Raw genomic sequence first — 18,303 nt, forward strand, 5'->3', positions numbered from 1 at the left:
CAAATTTCAAGAAGTATACCAAAAATACTATTTCTGTATTTAAATAGGTATATTGTAACGTTAAAAATAATATTATGAATTTTTCTGATAAAATAGTTTGGATTACTGGCGCTTCTTCTGGAATAGGCAAAGCATTAGCTATAGAATTATCTAAACTAAATACAAAAATTATTTTATCATCTAGAAAAAAAGAAGATTTAGAATTAGTAAAACTCCAATGTAAAAATATAAATGATGTAAAAATTATTACACTAGATTTAGAAGACTATACTAATTTACAACCAAAAGTTGATGAAGCAATTTCACTATTTGGTAAGATTGATATTTTAGTAAATAATGGAGGAATTAGTCAGCGTTCATTTGTTAAAGACACATTAATTTCTGTTGACAAGCGAATTATGGATATTAATTACTTAGGCACAGTAGCTTTGTCTAAAGCAATGTTACCTCATTTTATTGAAAATAAAAAAGGGCATTTTGTTGTAACTACAAGTATTGTTGGTAAAATTGGTACTCCTTTACGCTCTAGTTATGCAGCAAGTAAACATGCTTTACATGGTTTTTTTGATAGTTTAAGAGCAGAACTTTTTAAGGATAATATTGCAGTAACTTTAGTTTGTCCTGGTTTTGTAAATACCAATGTTTCTAAAAATGCTTTAACGGGTAATGGAACACCACAAGAAAAAATGGATGTAGCTACAGAAAACGGAATTGATCCAGAACATTTTGCAAAACTGATGATAAAAGTCATTAAAAATAAAAAAGAAGAGGTATATATTGCGGGTGCAAAAGAGAAGTTAGCTGTTTTTGCTAAACGCTTTTATCCGAAATTATTATCTATAATGATTCGTAAATTAAGTGTTACCTAATTATTTAATCGAATTAATTTTTTATAGTTTGAAAACAATAGAAACCAGAAAAGATGTAAGTATTCTTGTAAATACTTTTTATGTTAAAGTTAGAAAAGACGAATTACTAGGCCCTATTTTTAATAGCCATATAACCGAAGATAAATGGCCAGAACACCTAGAAAAACTTACTGATTTTTGGGAAACAAATTTGTTTGGAATCCCTAAATTTAAAGGTAATCCTTCACAAAAACATCTTAATGTTGATAAAAACTTAGCGTATAAAGTAGATCAAAATCATTTTGGTAAATGGCTAGAAATTTGGTTTCAAACAATAAATAGCCTTTTTGAAGGAGAACTAGCAGATAGAGCGAAAGAAGCATCAAGAAGAATTGCACATGCACAATTTATCATGATGTGGAATCGTAGACCTCAAGTTTAATTTATTCAAAATACTCTAAAGTTTCAAAATAAGAAACAATAGCTTCTTTCATTAAAACAGTTTGTTCACCAGGTTTTAAATTTGGCAACTCTGTAAGTGTTTTGTAATGTGGCCAACCATCATCATCAAAAAAATCGAATTCATAATAACCATAAGGTTCTAACAATTTACAAATTGCAATATGCATAAGATTCATTTTTTCGTCTTTTTTAAACGCTCTATGACCTTGTCCTAGTTCCTGAACACCAATTAAATAAAGAATACCATCTACATTTAACTCATCTCCTTCAGAAAAATCATTGGTTAATTTATCAACCAAAAACTTCCATTTTTCTTTTAAATCGTTAACTTTTGTCATAAAAACAGTTTAAGCTACAAAGATACAATGTCCATTTTTAAATTGTAAAAAAAAGATGTAGGTTTGACAAAAATATTTACAATGAATGTAATAGATATTATAATTGCTGTTATACTAATTTTTGCTGCTGTTAGAGGCTTTATGACAGGGCTTTTTTCTTCTATTGCTTCTTTAGTAGCTATTGTTGCTGGTGTATTTTGTGCAATTCATTTTTCTTATTATATAGAAAACATGCTTAATGATTCGGTTTTAGAATGGTCTCATCAAACCTATAAAATTGTAGCATTTGGAGTTACTTTTTTAATCGTTGTACTCACAATTATTTTTATTGGAAAATTACTAACTAAATTAGCAGACATAACGGCTCTTGGTTTATTAAATAAAATTCTAGGGGCAATATTTGGAGCTTTAAAATGGTCTTTAATATTAAGTGTAATCTTCTTATTTTTTGATAAATTTAATAAAACAATTCCGTTTATTGAAAAAGATACATTAGACAAATCTATCCTTTATTCTCCAGTAAAATCGGTGATTCCAACGCTATTTCCTGCTATTTTAAATGAAGACAACCCATCATTAAAATTTATTAAATAATTTTTTTACAAAAAAAGCCTGAGAAAATTTCTCAAGCTTTTTGTTTATCAATAATTAGGAATAAAATAATTTATTGTAGTGTAACTTTACCTGTACTAATATGGTACACACCACCAACTATTTTAATTTCTCCATTGTCTTCCATTTCTTTTAGAATAGGACTTTTTTCTCTAATACGTTTTATAGTTAAATTAACATTATTTTCTATCGTCTTGTCAACAAACTCATTATTAGAAGAGTCATGTTTCCCTTTTACTTGGCTTTCAGATAATTTAACTGCAGGTTGAATGTTATCTAATAAAGAAGTAATATTACCTAGCTCTACATGATCGCAAGCTGCTTTAATAGCACCACAACTTTCATGACCTAGTACTAATACTAATTTACTTCCTGCTACTTTACAAGAATACTCCATACTTCCTAAAATGTCTGTATTTTCGAAATTACCAGCAACTCTGGCTACAAAAACATCTCCAATTGATTGATCGAATATTAACTCTACAGGTACTCTAGAATCGATACAAGAAAGTACAATTGCTTTTGGATGCTGACCATCTGTTGTTTGAGAAATTAATGCTTTATGATCTATAGTATGTACTTCATCTCTAATAAAACGCGAATTTCCTTCAATAAAATCTTGTAAAACTTTTAAAGGTGTTAATTGGTCTTGTGCTTCTTTTGTAATTGCTTGATCTCTATGTGGCATAATAAAGTGTGTGTTTTTTAATTAATAAGTGTCTTTTACATTTTGTTTAATCCAATCTGTACATTTATCAAATGACTTGAAAATATGCTCATTAGGAATAAAATCTGGAATAATATCAATACGTTCCATCATGTATCTTGGTTGTTTTAATAAATTTACAAATAATACATCTATATTTTTCTTTTTTAAATCTTGCAACATATCTTCCATTGCATATAAACCAGATTGATCCATATATTGCATTCTACCCAAACGCATAATTACTGTCTTTGCAGTTTCTGGAATTTGAAGAGAAAGTGCTTGAAAATCACTTGTAGAACCAAAAAACAAAGGACCTTTTATATGTTTTATAAATACCTCTTCTTTTAATTTTTCTGGAAACTCAGCTTCATCTGCCCAAGATTCTTCTTTTAAGGTTTTAACATCACTTCTTTCTGCTGTTAAATCCCCTATTTTTTTCATAAACATTAACGATGCAATTACCAAACCAATACCAACTGCGTAAACTAAATTCCAGAAAGTAGATAATAATAATACAACTATCATAATTAAAACCTCAGAACTCAATTTAAAAGGTCCAAGTTTTATATCTCTAGGTAAACTAGGTATTGCTTTTAAACCTTTATAATCCATAACTCCAATACCAACAGTAATTAAAATACCTGCTAAAACTGCAGCTGGTATTTTAGATGCTACAGGTCCTAAACCTAGCATAACAACTAAAAGCATAATACCAGCAATCATACCAGAAAGCTTTGTTTTACCTCCAGCATTTATATTAACTACAGTTCTAATAGTTGCACCAGCACCTGGTATTCCTCCAAACAAAGCGGCAATACTATTTCCTATACCTTGCCCTACAAGCTCTTTATTTGGCTTGTGTTTTGTTTTAGTCATATTATCAGCAACTACACTTGTTAAAAGAGAATCTATAGCTCCTAAAAGTGATAGAGTTAAAGCTGTAAAAATGTATGGAGTAACACTACTTAATGAAAATCCTGAAAAAATTTCCCATTTAATGGTTGGTATTCCACTAGGTATTTCTTGAATTGTTCTATAATCTAAACCAAAACCTACTGCTATACCAGAAACAACAACTAATGCTACAAGTGTACTTGGAACTTTTGTTGTAATCCGTTTAAACCCATAAATAATAAAAATAGTACCTAAAGCTAATAAAAACTCTAACCAATTTATATTTTGTATGGCTCTTGGAAAAGCTTTAATAGCACCTAATGCTCCAGAAGTTTCTTTAGCTGCTAAAGTTTGTGACTCTTTTAAAATATCTGCATCTGAAATTTTACTAGCTCTAGAAATTGTTTCTTTAAAATTCTCTAAAACTAAAATTCCTTCTCCAGCTTCTTCTTTTAAAATGTTTTCTAAAATTACCTCTTCTGCTTGAGGCTTAAATTTTTGTACAAACTCTACATCTTCTTTTGGATAATATCCAATTGATGGTAAAACTTGAGTTAATAAAATAATTACTCCAATTGCAGTCATAAAACCAGAAACAACGGGGTAAGGTATATATCGAATGTACTTACCAAGACCTATTAATCCCAAGCCTATTTGAAATAAACCGGCTAAAAGAAATACTGTTAAAATGGCTGGCAATGCTTTAGAAAGATCACCATCATTTGCAGCAACTATACCAGCAATTACAACCATACTAACAGCTGTCATTGGTGCAGTTGGACCCGAAATCTGTGTACTTGTACCACCAAAAAGAGCAGCGAAAAAACTAATAAAGATAGCACCATATAAACCAGCACTTGGTCCCATACCAGAAGAAACACCAAAGGCAAGAGCTAGTGGTAAAGCTACAATACCTGCTGTAATACCACCAAAGGCATCACCTTTTATATTTGAAAAAAATTTTTCATAAATAAATATTTTTACCTCATTTACTTTAAAAAATAAGGCTTAATGTTAAAATTAAATTTTGTTAATAATAGAAGTAATAATTAAACTATTTCTGGTGGAGGAGAACAGTTTTCTTTAGAAATACTTTTGTATTTTTTTGAATAATATTCAAACCTTATTGTCGATTCCAAAGAATTAAAAAAAGACAAGTTATTTTTAGGTTCAGAAATTTTTAAATCAAAAGTTTTAGAAATTTCTTTTTGATTATTTTCTTCTTCACTCATATTGAACAAAACAGAAACGTCAAAATTCTTTTCTACAACAGAAATTATTGTGGGACTCACAATAAAAAGTGTAAAAATAAATATTAAAACTATTCCTATTTTAGCGTGCATTACTATTATAATTCTTTAATTTCTTCGGCAATAATCCAACCTAGCTTTCCGTCTGCTAATTTAATCTTTTTCCAATTATCTACAGTATCTAAAACTAAAACTTTTGCACCTTCATGTAAGGTAAAAACTTCTTCTGAGTTTAAAGTTGGTGCGTTTCTTATTTCTGTTTTTTCTGCAAATACAACTGCCTCTTTATTTTTTTTAGAAAAAGAATACTGATTGTATGTAACAACAAAGGAAACTATTAAAAATATAAAACTTAAAGAACTAGCTGCAAAATAAAATCGTTTTTTCGAAGAACTAGCTGCAAAATAAAATAACAAAAACAAAAAACTTCCTAAAAAAGAAAAGATTACAACCAGAATTGCCCACTGATTATATGAAAGTTTTTGTAAATAATTTTTATTAAATTTTTGAAAAACGGTTTTAGGTAATTCTTCAATATTATCCAATGCTAATCGTTTTGCAAAAACTAAATTATTTATTACATCTTCATTTAAAGGATCTAACTTTAAAGATTTTTCGTAATAATAAATAGAAGGACCAACCTTATTTAGTTTGTAATAAGAATTCCCTAAATTATAATACAATTCTGATGATTCTAACCCTTGAGACTCAATTTTATGATAAACATTTATTGCTTCTTCAAACTTATTGTTTTTATATAAATCATTAGCAATAGTAAAATTTTCATTTACTGTTTGTGCAGTTATTGAATTGGCTATTATCAGTAATAAAAATACAATTTTCTTCATTTTACAACTGTTTATCTAATTGAACAATTATTTCTTTTGCTTTTTCAAATTCTTGTTTCATCTCTGTATTTGTAACAGGTGTATAACGTGCAAAATCTGAAGCTTTCAATACTTCTATAAATTGATTTATTGTAGCTGAATCTACATTTTTTATTTGTAATGTTTTTGTTATTTTTTCTTTACTAATATCAGCTATTTCAATACCCAATTTTGCTTTTAAATAGTTGTGTAATGCACGTTCTAAAGCCTCGTAAAAAGCTTCTTTTTTACCCAACTGCTTTTGTGCTTCAGATAAATACTTCTTTGCTAGTTTTTCTGCCTTTCTTTGTTTTCTACCTACAATATCACTATTCCTTTTTTCGTTATTCTTGGCAATTGCAATTCCTACTGGAATTGCAACTAGAGGTAATAGCAACAATAAATAGAATAGATTAGAATTGTAAAAATCTGAATTACCTTTAGCTTCTAATTCGCTTTTTGTTTGTATGTATCTAAAGTTTTTTCCTGTTAATACTACAATTTTCTTTTGTGGATTATTTATGTTATTGTCTGTTTTTACAAGTTCTTTACCTTCTAAAACTTCTACAAACAAATCATCTGTAGTTATAGTTTCATATTTTTTAGCATTGGGATTAAAATATGAGAAACCAACATTAGGAATTTTATATTTTCCTTTATACTGTGGCACAATAGTATAAACATCTGTTACAGAACCAATAATACCATCACTTGCAACTCTAACTCTTTCTTTTCTTTCTGGTTGATACTTCTCTAACTCTGCAGGTGTTTCTACGGTTGGTAATTCAAATAACTTCAAGTTTCCTTTACCAGAAACCACTACTTTTATTTGTGACGATTCATTTGCTTTTAAGGCATTTTTACTCAAAGAAACATCAAATTTAAACTTACCTACAGCTCCATTAAAATTATCTGGTTTTCCTTCTAACGGAAGACTTTTAGGGTTAATTACTTTTTTAGCTGAAGAAAATTCTTTTTTAATGTTTTTTGTTATCACATTTCCGAAAAAATCAGCTTTACCTGTAGGCACCCCAATAACTATATCCATCTTCATAGGATCAATAGTTAATTTACCTGTTTTAGTAGGCACCAACAAAGCTTTCTGAAGTACTATATATCTATAATTTTCTCCGTTATATTTCCCCATTTTAACAGGGAATCCGTTTATTTTAATTTCTTGATTCCAGAACCCATTATATTGTGGAGCTTCTGTAACAGAAGTATCATAAACACTTACATTTTCACTAACATACAACCTATATTCTACATAAATACCCTCGCCAACATAAGGTTTGGTCTTAGAAATTTCTGCTACTAAATGAATGTTTTGTTGTGCAATGTAATTAGGATCGTTTGGGTTTTTAGCGACATCTACAGGTTTTAAAACAATAATTTTCATCATTTTAGAATTAAGTGTAGCTCCTTTATATTTAATACTTGCAGGACTAATAATTAATTCACCTCTTCTTCTTGGTTTTATAATGTATGTATAAGATTGAGAAAAACTAACCTTACCGTTTATCCAAGATTGACTAACAGATTGACTTGGTCCTTGAATTACTAAAAAATCTTTAAAATCTGGAGGCGTAAAATTATCCGCACCTTGTTTATTCATAGAAAATTCTATGCGTAAACGCTGATTTAAACCAAGTTTATTTTTACTCACTTTAACCGTTAACTCTGCTTCTTGAGCAAGAATTGAAAGCGATAATAAACTAATAAATACTGTTATGTAAAATTTCAACTTCATCATCTTCATAAAAGTGCAAATTTACCAATCTTTTTCTTGTTTTACTTTTTTACCTTTCGCTTTTTTAGCGTTCATTTTCTTTTGAGTCTTTTTTTCCTCATTATTTAAGCTTTCTAACAGTTGCTTAATTTGTTGAGGAGACATCTTTCCTTGTTGTGGCTTAGGTTTTTGCTTTTGATCTTTCTTATCATCTTTTTTAGGATCTTGTTTTTTATCCTGTTCTTTATCTCCTTTACCATCTTTATCCTTATCTTTTTCGTCTTTCTTTTCTTTGTCATCATCACCTTCTTTCTTCTTCTTGTCATCATCACCTTCCTTCTTATCTTTTTCCTTGTCTTTATTTTTATTGTCTTTGTCTTTTTTATCTTTATTATCCTTGTTCTTGTCGTCTTTATTTTTTTGCTTTTCTTTCTTTAATTTATCTTTTGCAACAGCTAAATTGTATCTAGTCTCATCATCATTAGGATTGTTTCTTAAAGAATTTTTAAATGCATCTACCGCACCTTGATAGTTTTTAGTTTCCATCAAAGAATTTCCTAAATTATGATAAGCTTCTGCTTTTGTAGATTTATCTGTTGCTGTTTTAGCTGATAATTCAAATTGTGGTGCTGCTTCTTTAAAGTTTTTACTCTCGTACAAAGCATTTCCTAAATTATAACTAGCTTTATCATAATAAGAACTTTTATCTAATGCTTTTCTGTAAGATACAGAGGCATCTGCATATTTTTTTTGCTGATATAACTCATTACCTTGTCTCACCATTTTTCTTGCCTTACGTTGCAAAGCGATAGAGTCTTTTTGCGCAAGAGCTGTTGATGATGAAAGTAACATCAAGCATATAATTAATAGGTTTTGTAAAAGTTTCATTTTTTATTTTTTTGCTTTTTCTTCATTAAACAAATCAACTTTTCTTAGCCATTTTGTTTTCTTTTCGAATAAGAAAACATCTAATAATAAAAATAGAATTGCAATTGCCAAAAACCACTGAAATTGATCTTTGTAATCTGAAAATTGCTTAGTTTCAAACTCAGTTTTCTGAGCGTTAGAAATAATTTCAGAAATTTGTTTTACTGGTTTTTTGGTAACATTACCATCAATATATACACCATCTGCTGCATCTGCTATTCCTGCTAAAACTTTAGGTTTAAGCTTTGTTATTACAGTTTCTCCTTTATTATCTTTTTTATAGCCAATCATAGAACCGCTTACACGCATTGGAATAGGCCCACCTTTTTCTGTACCTACACCAATTGTATAAATTTTCACTCCTTCGTTAGCTAAATTTTGAGCTACTTGTTTTGTTTCTTCTTGATGATCTTCTCCATCGGAAATTATTACTAAAAAACGATTTGTTTGCTCATCATTATTGTAATATGTTTTAGCTAACTCTAAAGCTTCATTTATTGCTGTTCCTTGACTAGAAACCATATCTGGATTTGCATTCTGCAAAAACATATTAGCAGCTGCATGATCTGTTGTTATTGGTAAAAGCGGATATGCATTTCCTGCATATATAATTACCCCAACTCTATCGCTGCCTAATTTATCTATAATTTTAGAGATAATTTGCTTTGCTTTTTCTAATCGGTTGGGAGCAATATCTTCTGCAAGCATACTTTTAGAAACATCTAAAGCAAAAACAACATCTACACCTTCTCTTTTTACCGTTTTTAATTTAGAACCCATTTTTGGGTTTACTAAAGAAATTACCAAAAAAGAAACTCCCAACAACAACATAATCAATTTTAAAGTTGATTTAAATGTTGATGAGTTTGGTGCTAATCTTTTTAATAAATCTAGATTAGAAAATTTACGTTGTGCTCTTTTTTTCCACCATAAAACCAATAGAAAAATAACAATCATTGCCGGAACAATGGCAAGTAAATAAAAATAAATTGGTTCTTCTAATTTGTACATTTATATAAAACTCTTAAATAAAGTATTTCTTAATAAAAATTCTAGTAATAATAAACCAAGTGCAAGAAAGACTAAAGGTCTATACATTTCTTGATAATTATAATATTTGAATTCTTCTATTTTTGTTTTTTCTAACTTATCAATTTCATCATAAATTTCTTTTAATGATGTGTTATCTGTGGCTCTAAAATATTTTCCGTTAGTTTCAGATGCTATTTCTTCTAACAGTTTTTCGTCTATTTCTACTTGTTGTTTTCTAAAGTTTAATTGACCCGTTCTTGGATTTTTACTCCACGGAAAATCTGCCATCCCGTTTGTACCAATACCAATTGTATACACTTTTATACCCAATTCTTTAGCCAACTCAGTTGCTGTTCTAGGGTCTATATTACCAGAATTATTTACACCGTCGGTAAGTAAAATAATAACTTTACTTTTTGCTTTACTTTCTTTTAGTCTGTTTACACCAGAACCTAAACCCATACCAATTGCAGTTCCACCTTCTAATTGTCCCCATTTTAATTCAGAAATGGTACGTTTTACAATAGATTTATCACTAGTTATTGGTGTTTGTGTAAAACTTTCTCCTGCATAAACTACAATTCCTATTCTATCATTTGGTCTTCTATCAACAAAATCTACAGCTACTTTTTTTAGTGCTTCTAATCTATTTGGCTTTAAATCTCTAGCCAACATACTTGCAGAAACATCTATAGCCATAACAATATCTATACCTTTATTTGTTTTAGTTCTTTTACTAACAGAAACATTTCTAGGTCTTGCTAAGGCAACTATTATTGCAGCTAAAGCAAGTAATCTTAAAAGATATAATATTGGTTTTATTTTTGATAAAATTGATGCATTTACTTTAAAACCTTTTACACTTGGTATGGTTAAAGCAGCAACATCTTTTTTACGCATAAAAAAATGCCAAATTGCTAATAATGGTATTAAAATTAGCAGCCATAAAAACTCTGGATTTAGAAATTCGAAATTACTCCAATTCATCATCTGCTATTACTTGTTTAGGTTTTAGATTATGAATTACTAATTCAGCATCTTTTCTGTCTTCTTCTATTTCTAAAGCTAATGGTTTAGATTTTGCAAACTTTACTAAATCTGCTTCTTGTAATAGCTTTTTTAATTTTTTAAGGGTTTCTTTAGAAGTATCTATAGATTCTGCATCATTAAAATCATTTAACGTTTCTAGAATTTCGTCTGTAGTTTTTTCTAATGCAGGTACTTTTAACTCACGTTCTATATAACCACGTATAATTTCTGTTAACTCACTATAGTATTCTTTTACTTTATTATTTTGCCATAATAGTTTTTCATCTAACTCATTTAACTTATAAATAGCTTCATCATAAGGTTTTAAAGCAATATACGTTGGTTCTTCTTCTTCAATTTTTCGTTTTCTAATAACAAACCAATAAATCCAGAAACCTATAATTGCCAAAGCAGCGATAAGAATATAAATGTAAATGATAAAATCATCTATAGTGTAAGGTTCTGCTTTAATAGTTTTAATAGGAAACTTCTTTACTTTTGTAGTATCTATAGCTATTGTAGCAACATTTACCAGTAATGAATCTGTTAAATAAGCTTGATTTTTTACAAAAACTTGCTGTCTTGGTATGTAGAATGCTCCACTATCAAAACCTGTTAAAACATACTTTTGAATTAGCATATTATTAACTGTATCTATTCTAGCAGAATCTATCGCTTCTAACCCTTTTAATTCTAACTTAGGCAGAATTACATCGTTAGTTTCATTTACTGAAATTCTTAAACTAAATTGTTCTCCAATTCTAATTTGCGAAGTTTCAATTTGTGCCTTTACCATTGGATTTTGACCAAAAGAAAAAGCTGTTACTAATAAAAAAATATGTAAAATGTATTTTCTCATTTCTAATTATCTCCCTTTATGTTTAAAATATCCTAATAATTTTTTTACGTAGCTTTCATCTACTCTTGTATTTATGGTACCAGCGCCTCCTCTTTTAAACGTATTAAGGTAATAATCTGTTAACCTTAAAGCATTTGCTTTATAATTTCTTCTAATATTTTTTGATGATGTATTTACCAACTGAACCGTTCCTGTTTCTGAGTCTACCATTTGTACCATTCCTAAATTAGGAATTTCCTCATCATGCTTATCATAAATTCTAACACCTGTTAAATCGTGCTTTTTAGCAGCAATTTTTAAGGTTTTTTCATAATCGTCGTCCATAAAATCTGACAACATAAATACAATTGCTCTTTTTTTCATCACACTAGATAAAAATTTTAGAGCCATAGAAATATCTGTTTTTTTACTTTTTGGCTTAAACTCTATTAATTCTCTAATGATTCTTAAAACATGACTTTTTCCTTTTTTAGGAGGAATAAATAACTCTACATCATCAGAAAATAAAATTAAACCAACTTTATCGTTGTTTTGAGTAGCAGAAAAAGCTAAAGTAGCCGCAACTTCTGTAACTGTATCTTTTTTAAATTGTGTAGATGTACCAAATGATTCTGAACCAGAAACATCTACCATTAACATCATGGTAAGCTCACGTTCTTCTTCAAAAACTTTAATATATGGTTCGTTATAACGAGCAGTAACATTCCAATCAATTGCTCTTACATCATCTCCAAACTGGTATTGTCTTACTTCAGAAAAAATCATACCACGTCCTTTAAAGGATGAATGGTATTCACCTCCAAAAATATCATTAGACAACCGTTTTGTCTTAATTTCTATTTTACGAACTTTTTTAAGTATTTCTTTAGTTTCCATCTTTTTAGTAAACAGTATTCAGTCGCAGTTTTCAGTTATAAGCAGACTGTTAATTTTTTAAATTAGTATTCAGTATGAGTAAGCAACTGCCTACTGCTACTGTTTTTACTGCGAACTCATTTAAGGTACTTCAATCTCGTTAATAATAGAATTAATAATATCTACAGATGTTACGTTTTCTGCTTCAGCTTCATAAGTTATACCAATTCTGTGGCGTAAAATATCAAAAACAACTGCTCTAACATCTTCTGGAATTACATAACCTCTACGTTTAATAAAAGCATAACATTTTGCTGCTTTTGCAAGATTTATACTTCCACGTGGCGAAGCTCCAAAACTTATTAAATCTTTTAATTGTGGTAAATTGTATTTTTCTGGGTAACGAGTGGCAAAAATGATATCAAGAATATATTTCTCAATTTTTTCATCCATATAAACCTCGTTTGCAACTTCTCTTGCCTTTATAATTTGATCTACAGAAACAACAGGATTTACTTTTCCGAATCCGCCAGATAAATTCTGACGCATAATAATTTGTTCGTCTTGTAATTTTGGGTAATCAATAACTACCTTTAACATAAATCTATCTACCTGCGCTTCAGGTAAAGGATAGGTTCCTTCTTGCTCTACTGGGTTTTGAGTTGCCATAACTAAAAAAGGCTCATCTAACTTAAAAGTAGTATCACCAATAGTAATTTGGCGTTCTTGCATTGCTTCTAATAAAGCCGATTGAACTTTTGCAGGTGCTCTATTAATCTCATCTGCTAAAACAAAATTTGCAAAAATAGGCCCTTTTTTAATTTCGAAATTGTTTTCTTTCATGTTGTAAATCATGGTTCCAACAACATCTGCAGGTAATAAATCGGGTGTAAACTGAACTCTACTAAAACTTGCTTGCACAGCTTTAGATAACGTGTTAATTGCTAGTGTTTTTGCTAAACCAGGAACACCTTCTAAAAGAATATGACCATTTCCTATTAAGCCAATTAACAAACTTTCTATCATTTGTTTTTGACCAACAATTACTTTATTCATTTCTAAAGTAAGAATATCTATAAAAGCACTCTCCCTTTCAATTTTCTCGTTAATAGCTCTAACATCTACATCCATTATCTGTAATAATTTATTATTAATTTTTCTGAAAACAAAGCTACAATATTAACAAAATTATTGTTGTTAAAAGAAGGTTAAAGATGATTCCTTATTTTTTATTACTTTTAGAGATTATTTTACACCTAATATTTTATATGGAAAAATTAACTGATAGATTTATATGGAAATCTTTAAAGGAGGGTGACCTAAAAGCATTTTCTGTACTTTTTGAAAGTTACTACCCAAAATTACATAGTTATGGTTTAAAAATATCAAAAAACAATGCTGTAACAGAAGATAGTTTACAAGACTTTTTCCTGTATGTTTATGAACATAGAGAGAATTTAAGTGACCTAGACTCCATTGCTCCTTATTTATTTACATCTTACAAACGTTTTTTATTAAGAGTAATGAAAAAAATGAAAAATTGAAACAAACAGATTTTTCAACAGAAAATTTCGTAGACATTCAGTTTTCGGCAGAAGAATTAATGACATATCAAGAAACCGAAAGATTTAAAAATAAAAACCTTTCTAAATTATTAAACAAATTACCCAAAAGACAAAAAGAAGCAATTTATTTAAAATATTACAGCGGATTAAAAGCTAAAGAGATTTCAGAAATAATGGATATTAACTATCAAAGTGTAGTAAACACGTTACACAAGGCCATAAATAATTTAAAAGAAGAAATTTCAATTATAAAATTATTTAACAATTAAGCTTTAACATAATATTAAGAGTATAAAAAACACAAAAAACTCTTATATAAATATATACGAGATATTTATTTAGAATGATTAAGAAAGAATACAACACCATTAACGATTTTTTAGAAGATTCTTCTTTTAAAAATTGGACGCAACAAAATAATGGTACAGACATAAATTTTTGGGAATTTTGGATTGCTAATAATCCCGAAAAAGAAGAATTAGTGTATAAAGCTAAAGATCTTGTTTTAGGTATTTCTTTTAATAAAGAATTTGTTGGTAAAGAAAAAGTTGCCTTCGAATGGAATAAATTAGAAACAAAAATTAAAGCAAAAAAACACTCCAAAAAGAAAGCTTCGACACTTAAAACAAATAAGCGCAGCAGCATCTGTTCTTTTATTGATAACATTAAGCTTTTATTTTATAAATTCCAATACTTTAGTTACTCATAAAACTAGTTATGGAGAAATTTTAAATATAAAGCTACAAGATGGTAGTGATGTTACTTTAAACTCAAACTCTAGTGTATCTTATTATAAAAATGAAAGCAGAAAATTATGGCTAACTGGTGAAGCTTTTTTTGACGTTGATAAAAAAATTGCAACAAATGCAAAGTTTTGGGTAATAACTGATGATTTATCAGTTGAAGTTTATGGTACTTCTTTTAATGTAAACTCAAAAAAGAAAAAAACAGATGTATTCTTAGAAGAAGGAAATATTTGGCTAAAGCTTAAAAATGGAACAGACAAAAAAATGATACCTGGCAACTATATTTCATACTCTGCTGAAAAAAATAAAATCTTAGAAGACATTAATGTTTATAACGCAACTCTTAAAACTTCTTGGAAAAACGGTTCGTTAATATTTGAAAAATTGTCTTTAGAAAAAGCAATGGAAAAAATAGAAGAGTCTTATGGTTATTCTATAATTTTTAATGACGATATTAGTAAAAATACTTTAATTACAGGAGCTGTTCCTACCACTAACATTGATATTTGTATAAAAGCTATTGAGAAATCTGTGGATGTAACTATTACAAAAGAAGAAAATAGTTTAATTATCAGTAAAAAGTAAGTTTAACTTTAAAACAGTAAATGTTTCAAAAATTAGGGTTCATAAAATTTATACTATTACTTGTTTTTGTAACCTATACTTTTCAAACAACTGTAGCTCAAAATCAGATAAAAAAAGAGTTCCTCTTACTACGCTTTTAGATCAAATTAGTAACGAACATAAAATATTTTTCACCTATAGTGCTAATTTACTTTCAAATAAAATAATTGAAAAAGAAGGGTTTATTAATTTAACCCTAAAAGAATCTATCTCTTTATTACAAAAGCTTACTCCATTTAATTTTGATGATTTAGGCAATAACTATTATGTAATTTACTCCAAAAAAAACATTCATAGAAAATCTATTTTAGAAAAAGAACAAAATAGTAAAAAGTACTTAACATATAACGATAGCACTTTTAATAGCAAAAAGATTACTGTAAAAGGAATTGTTTTAAGTTCTGAAAACATTCCATTAAGCAATGCTACTTTACAAGACACCAAATCCTTACTAGGTACAACTACCAATTCTGATGGCACCTTTAACTTCGAAATTGGTTCAGATAATAATATAACATTTAGTTTTATTGGTCATAATTCTAAAATACTGCAACTTTCTCCTAATACTTTTCACACAATTACTCTAACTTCTGGTCAAGAACTAGAAGAAGTACTGGTTTTAGGATCTAGAAATAAAAATAGAGTTGCTAATGATACTCCTGTAGCCATAGATTTTATAGATATTGAAAAAACAGCTTCAAAAAGTAGTCAAGTAGAAATCAATCAATTTTTGCAATACGTAATTCCTTCTTTTAACGCTACTAAACAATCTGGAGCAGATGGAGCAGATCACATAGATCCTGCAACGATTAGAGGCTTAGGTCCAGATCAAACTCTAGTTCTTATCAACGGAAAAAGAAGACATCAGGCCTCCTTAATAAATTTATATGGAACGAGAGGAAGAGGCAACTCTGGTACAGATTTAAATGCCATTCCTATTTCCGCCATAAAAAGAATAGAACTGTTAAGAGATGGTGCCTCTGCACAATATGGGTCTGACGCTATTGCAGGTGTTATAAATATAGTTTTAAAAGATGCAGACGATGAATTAAATGTGAATTCTACCATAGGATTTAACAATGCAAGTCCTAATCGTTTTTTACCAAATAAAATTGATGGTTTTACTTATAAACTAGCATTAAATTATGGTGCAAAAATTGCTAAAAATGGATTTATTAATTTTACGACAGAAGCAATGTCTTCTAATAACACTACTAGACCAGGTACGGTTCATCGAGAAAAATTTGGACAAGCAGCAATAAAGAATGTGAGTTTTTTCTTTAACTCAGAAATTCCAATACACGACAATACAAAAATATATGCTAATGGTGGTTTTAATTACAAAAATACAGAAGCTTATGCTTTTACTAGAGATCCTTTTAGCGAAAGAAATGTATTAGAAATATATGCCAACGGCTTTAACCCACTTATAACATCAAACATTTTAGACAATTCTCTCTCAATAGGTATGATAGCCGAATTTAAAGAATGGAATATTGACATAAATAACACTCTTGGAAGAAACAATTTTCATTATTTTATTAAAAACACGTTAAATGCTACTTTAGAAGAAAAATCCCCAACAGACTTTGATGCAGGCGGACATCAATTAATACAAAATACTACAAGTATCGATTTTTCAAAATACTTTAAAACTAAATCTTATGGCTTTAATATAGCCTTAGGTTTAGAATATCGTTTAGATAAATATAAGATTTTTGCAGGAGAAGAGGCTTCTTATGCAGCTTACGATATAAACGGAAATATAATAACTTCCCAAACACCAATTTCTGATTATAAGACTTATAACGGACAAATAAGACCAGGAGGATCACAAGGTTTTCCTGGGTATTCAAAAGAAAATGAAGTAAATAGAAATAGATCTAATTTAGGAATATATGCAGACACTGAAATAGATTTTACAAAAAAATTTATGATTGGAGCTGCACTACGTTATGAATATTATAGCGATTTTGGAAGTACACTTAATTACAAGTTAGCTTCAAGATACAAAATAAGTCCAAAATTTAACCTTCGTAGTTCTTTTAGTACTGGGTTTAGAGCCCCTTCTTTAGCGCAAATCTATTACAATTTAACTTTTACTAATTTTATAGGCAATACACCTACAGAATCTTTATTAATTGCCAATAATAATCCTATTGCTAGATCTTTTGATATTGACCAATTAAAAGAAGAAAAAGCCAGGAATTTTAGTTTAGGATTTACAGCAAAACTTAGTTCTAACTTTAATGCCACTATAGATACTTATTTTGTATCTGTTATAGATCGTATTATTTTAAGTGGTAATTTCGATGCTTCATCTCTTGGTTTTGGAGTAGATAATGTTCAATTTTTTGCAAATGGTGTAGATACTAAAACAACAGGAATTGATGTGGTTTTAAATTGGAAAAAAGAATTTGAAAACAGTTATCTCTCTTTTGACCTTTCAGGAAATATAAATCACATGAAGATTACAGAAATTAAAAATAAAATGCTAGATAAAGAAACTTTTTTTGGCACTAGAGATCAGCAATTTTTATTAGCTTCTGCTCCTAATAGTAAATTTAATTTTAGTATTAATCATAAAATAAATAAATTAAAATCCTCATTAAGTTTTACTCATTTTAGTAAAATAAAATTAATTGATTGGCAAATTCATAAAGACTTAAACAATTTTAATAATTCTGAATCAGAAAGATTAGAAGCCTCCATAGATAATTATAAACCAAAAATTACTACAGACTTACATTTTAGCTATCAATTTAATAAATCTTTAAATTTTCAAATAGGAGCAAACAACTTATTTAACATTTACCCTACAAAGCAAAATAGTTTTACAGATAGTGGTGGTTTATGGGATGCTACACAAATGGGAACAAATGGCTCATTTTACTACACAAAACTAAACTTAAGCTTGTAATATTTAAAGACTTAATATTATTTTAATTGTTTTATTAA

20 protein-coding genes are annotated in these 18,303 nt (G+C 28.6%); 8 read left to right on the forward strand and 12 right to left on the reverse strand.

The window, feature by feature from the left end; translation table 11 throughout:
* The first annotated feature begins 74 nt into the window (after positions 1–74).
* Together N5A56_RS12590 and N5A56_RS12595 are read left to right on the forward strand one after the other, a co-directional pair.
* Complete coding sequence (locus N5A56_RS12590) at positions 75–869, forward strand: SDR family oxidoreductase (RefSeq protein ID WP_265725759.1); 795 nt, start codon at positions 75–77, stop codon at positions 867–869.
* 28 nt (positions 870–897) lie between these two features.
* The gene (locus N5A56_RS12595) at positions 898–1,290 is read left to right on the forward strand and encodes a group III truncated hemoglobin (RefSeq protein WP_265725760.1); all 393 of its coding nucleotides are present in this window, start codon (positions 898–900) and stop codon (positions 1,288–1,290) included.
* Position 1,291: 1 nt separating this feature from the next.
* Here N5A56_RS12595 and N5A56_RS12600 read toward each other — a convergent pair whose 3' ends face one another.
* Positions 1,292–1,648: a hypothetical protein gene (locus N5A56_RS12600; protein WP_265725761.1), complete on the reverse strand. Its 357-nt coding sequence runs from the start codon at positions 1,646–1,648 to the stop codon at positions 1,292–1,294.
* Between the two features lie 81 nt (positions 1,649–1,729).
* On the opposite strand from N5A56_RS12600, the gene N5A56_RS12605 reads away from it, so the two are divergent.
* Positions 1,730–2,242, forward strand: a complete 513-nt coding sequence (locus N5A56_RS12605) for a CvpA family protein (RefSeq protein WP_265725762.1) — start codon at positions 1,730–1,732, stop codon at positions 2,240–2,242.
* Between the two features lie 70 nt (positions 2,243–2,312).
* Here N5A56_RS12605 and N5A56_RS12610 read toward each other — a convergent pair whose 3' ends face one another.
* The 11 genes from N5A56_RS12610 to N5A56_RS12660 form a co-directional block, all read right to left on the reverse strand.
* Positions 2,313–2,948 carry a carbonic anhydrase family protein gene (locus tag N5A56_RS12610; RefSeq protein ID WP_265725763.1) on the reverse strand — a complete coding sequence of 212 codons (636 nt, stop codon included), beginning with the start codon at positions 2,946–2,948 and terminating at the stop codon, positions 2,313–2,315.
* A gap of 21 nt (positions 2,949–2,969) precedes the next feature.
* Entirely contained in the window at positions 2,970–4,835 is a 1,866-nt protein-coding gene (locus N5A56_RS12615; RefSeq protein ID WP_274270587.1) for a SulP family inorganic anion transporter, read from the reverse strand.
* Positions 4,836–4,912: 77 nt separating this feature from the next.
* Complete coding sequence (locus tag N5A56_RS12620) at positions 4,913–5,155, reverse strand: hypothetical protein (protein WP_265725765.1); 243 nt, start codon at positions 5,153–5,155, stop codon at positions 4,913–4,915.
* A 56-nt stretch (positions 5,156–5,211) separates the two neighbouring features.
* Positions 5,212–5,961, reverse strand: coding sequence for an SH3 domain-containing protein (locus tag N5A56_RS12625; protein WP_265725766.1), 750 nt, complete (start codon positions 5,959–5,961; stop codon positions 5,212–5,214).
* Between the two features lies 1 nt (position 5,962).
* Positions 5,963–7,729: a BatD family protein gene (locus tag N5A56_RS12630; RefSeq protein WP_265726149.1), complete on the reverse strand. Its 1,767-nt coding sequence runs from the start codon at positions 7,727–7,729 to the stop codon at positions 5,963–5,965.
* A 21-nt stretch (positions 7,730–7,750) separates the two neighbouring features.
* Positions 7,751–8,596 carry a tetratricopeptide repeat protein gene (locus tag N5A56_RS12635; protein ID WP_265725767.1) on the reverse strand — a complete coding sequence of 282 codons (846 nt, stop codon included), beginning with the start codon at positions 8,594–8,596 and terminating at the stop codon, positions 7,751–7,753.
* Between the two features lie 3 nt (positions 8,597–8,599).
* Positions 8,600–9,646 carry a vWA domain-containing protein gene (locus N5A56_RS12640; RefSeq protein ID WP_265725768.1) on the reverse strand — a complete coding sequence of 349 codons (1,047 nt, stop codon included), beginning with the start codon at positions 9,644–9,646 and terminating at the stop codon, positions 8,600–8,602.
* Positions 9,647–10,654, reverse strand: a complete 1,008-nt coding sequence (locus N5A56_RS12645) for a vWA domain-containing protein (RefSeq protein WP_265726150.1) — start codon at positions 10,652–10,654, stop codon at positions 9,647–9,649.
* Positions 10,641–11,555 (reverse strand): hypothetical protein, encoded by a 915-nt coding sequence (locus N5A56_RS12650; protein ID WP_265725769.1) that lies wholly within the window; start codon positions 11,553–11,555, stop codon positions 10,641–10,643. Before N5A56_RS12650 ends, N5A56_RS12645 begins: the two co-directional genes overlap by 14 nt.
* Before the next feature lie 6 nt (positions 11,556–11,561).
* Positions 11,562–12,431 carry a DUF58 domain-containing protein gene (locus tag N5A56_RS12655; protein WP_265725770.1) on the reverse strand — a complete coding sequence of 290 codons (870 nt, stop codon included), beginning with the start codon at positions 12,429–12,431 and terminating at the stop codon, positions 11,562–11,564.
* A 120-nt stretch (positions 12,432–12,551) separates the two neighbouring features.
* The gene (locus N5A56_RS12660; protein WP_265725771.1) at positions 12,552–13,541 is read right to left on the reverse strand and encodes an AAA family ATPase; all 990 of its coding nucleotides are present in this window, start codon (positions 13,539–13,541) and stop codon (positions 12,552–12,554) included.
* A gap of 83 nt (positions 13,542–13,624) precedes the next feature.
* Between N5A56_RS12660 and N5A56_RS12665 the strand changes: the two genes are divergently transcribed.
* From N5A56_RS12665 to N5A56_RS12685, 5 genes are all read left to right on the forward strand, one after another.
* Positions 13,625–13,954 (forward strand): RNA polymerase sigma factor, encoded by a 330-nt coding sequence (locus N5A56_RS12665; RefSeq protein WP_274270453.1) that lies wholly within the window; start codon positions 13,625–13,627, stop codon positions 13,952–13,954.
* Positions 13,951–14,244, forward strand: a complete 294-nt coding sequence (locus N5A56_RS12670) for an RNA polymerase sigma factor (RefSeq protein ID WP_274270454.1) — start codon at positions 13,951–13,953, stop codon at positions 14,242–14,244. Before N5A56_RS12665 ends, N5A56_RS12670 begins: the two co-directional genes overlap by 4 nt.
* A 74-nt stretch (positions 14,245–14,318) precedes the next feature.
* The gene (locus N5A56_RS12675) at positions 14,319–14,684 is read left to right on the forward strand and encodes a hypothetical protein (RefSeq protein WP_274270455.1); all 366 of its coding nucleotides are present in this window, start codon (positions 14,319–14,321) and stop codon (positions 14,682–14,684) included.
* Positions 14,632–15,306: a FecR family protein gene (locus N5A56_RS12680; protein WP_274270456.1), complete on the forward strand. Its 675-nt coding sequence runs from the start codon at positions 14,632–14,634 to the stop codon at positions 15,304–15,306. The genes N5A56_RS12675 and N5A56_RS12680 overlap by 53 nt, the downstream gene beginning before the upstream one ends.
* Before the next feature lie 412 nt (positions 15,307–15,718).
* Entirely contained in the window at positions 15,719–18,265 is a 2,547-nt protein-coding gene (locus N5A56_RS12685) for a TonB-dependent receptor (RefSeq protein ID WP_420793208.1), read from the forward strand.
* The last annotated feature ends 38 nt before the right edge of the window (positions 18,266–18,303 follow it).

Source organism: Polaribacter ponticola (assembly GCF_026191475.2).
Lineage (GTDB): Bacteria > Bacteroidota > Bacteroidia > Flavobacteriales > Flavobacteriaceae > Polaribacter > Polaribacter ponticola.